General features: G+C 60.6%; 1 protein-coding gene. It reads left to right on the top strand.

The annotated features are described in order from the left end of the window. The first annotated feature begins 411 nt into the window (after window positions 1-411). Window positions 412-1,782, top strand: coding sequence for a group II intron reverse transcriptase/maturase (gene ltrA, locus AC1RWI_RS37935; RefSeq protein WP_492870874.1), 1,371 nt, complete (start codon window positions 412-414; stop codon window positions 1,780-1,782). Window positions 1,783-1,871: the final 89 nt, after the last annotated feature.

Here is a 1,871-nt window from a genome sequence, read left to right as displayed (position 1 = left end):
AGAGGAAGTGTGCGCCCAGCATGGGCGCGATCTCGGAGGTGAAAGTCCTCCCGTGAGCTGACCACAGCGAGCGAAAGGAAGTGCAACTGCGTGAGGGCGACCAAGCGTGGGAAGGAAGCATGGAATGTAACCGTGAGCCGATGGACAAGAACCAGATACGAGGCGCGATGGAGCAAGGCGAGCAGGCACTTCACTGCGAAGCTTTCGTGGTCAAGGCGAAGTCGCGTAGATCTGGCGGTTGTGCGGGGAAGGATCGCGCTCTTACCTGGGGAGATCTCGTCTAACGTCTGAAAGGGCGACAGCTGCAAGGCTGCAAGCGAGAAGTCAGCAGAGGCCGTAATAGTCAGGGGTAGCGCCGGGGAGGCTCGAATCCGCTGATGAAGGGCCGAACGAGAAGGAAAGCTGGAAACTGTGACTCTTGAGAGAACATCGCACCAGAAGCCGGGGCAACCTGGGCGTATCGAGGATGGCGAGGGTGAAGCCCCCAACGTCTCGACGCGCGGTGAAGCTCGCTCGGCGGGTCGCATGAACGAAGGCTTAGGGCGGGAGAGCCTGCTCCAGCAAGCTCTCTCGCGTGAGAACATGGTCACGGCGTGGAAACGCGTCAAGGCCAACAAGGGAAGTGCTGGTGTTGATGGACTGACGATTGAAGAGACGGTAGAGCACCTCAAGACCCACTGGCCGCGAATTCGGCGGGAGCTTCTGAACGGCACGTATCGGCCGCAGGCCGTGCGCCGTGTGGAGATACCCAAGCCGACGGGCGGCACGAGGGAACTGGGAATTCCAACCGTCACCGACAGGCTCATCCAGCAGGCACTACTGCAAGTTCTGCAGCCGTTGATCGACCCGACGTTCTCCGATTTCAGCTACGGCTTCCGTCCGGGCCGCAGTGCGCATGGCGCGGTGCTTCAAGCTCAACGCTATGCGCAGGAAGGGTTCCGGGTGGTAGTTGATGTGGATCTGGAGAAGTTCTTTGATCGAGTTAATCACGACATTCTGATGGACCGCCTGGCCAAACGAATCAGTGACAAGGCCGCGCTGCGGTTAGTTCGCCGATACCTGGAGGCTGGCGTCATGATGAATGGTGTGGTCGTCGCACGTGATGAGGGAACACCGCAAGGTGGTCCCTTGTCTCCGTTGCTGGCCAACGTCCTGCTGGATGATGTGGATCGCGCCTTGACTCAACGCGGGCACCGCTTTGCCCGCTACGCCGATGACTGCAACGTCTATGTTCGCAGCCAGAAGGCTGGCGAGCGGGTGCTGCGTTGGATGCGCAAGCTGTATGCGCGGCTTCACCTCCGGGTGAACGAATTGAAGACCGAGGTGGGCTCTGTCTTTGGCCGCAAGTTCCTCGGCTACTGCCTCCGGCGATGGTCGGGCGGCACGGTCAAGGTTGCGGTTGCCCCCAAGGCCATCAAGACGTTCAAGCAGCGTATCAAGATCATCACTAAGCGGGTTGGTGGCAAAAGCCTGGCCCAGGTCGCAGAACAGATGCGGGAATATCTGCCGGGGTGGAAGTCCTACTTCCGTCTGGCACAGACACCCCAGACGTTCAAAGATCTGGACTCATGGATACGTCACCGCCTCAGGGCCCTTCAGCTCAAGCACTGGCGCGTTGGAACGACGGTCTATAGTCGTCTCCGAGGTCTCGGCGCGTCTCATGAGCTGGCAGCTCTCATTGCCGGTGGTGCCGGTCGCTGGTGGGCTCACAGCAAGGCTGGTCTGAACCGCGTCCTCACGATCGCATACTTCGACGCACTTGGCTTCCCCCGACTCATATGACCTCAACTTCTCGAACCGCCTGGTGCGGACCCGCATGCCAGGTGGTGTGGCAGGGGCGCGGCTAGCCGCCGCCCCCTATGCCGATCAAG

This window comes from Cupriavidus sp. MPR-AND1C (assembly GCF_058809705.1).
Note: the sequence above shows the minus strand (reverse complement) of the source record. Positions and strands in the feature narration are given on the sequence as shown.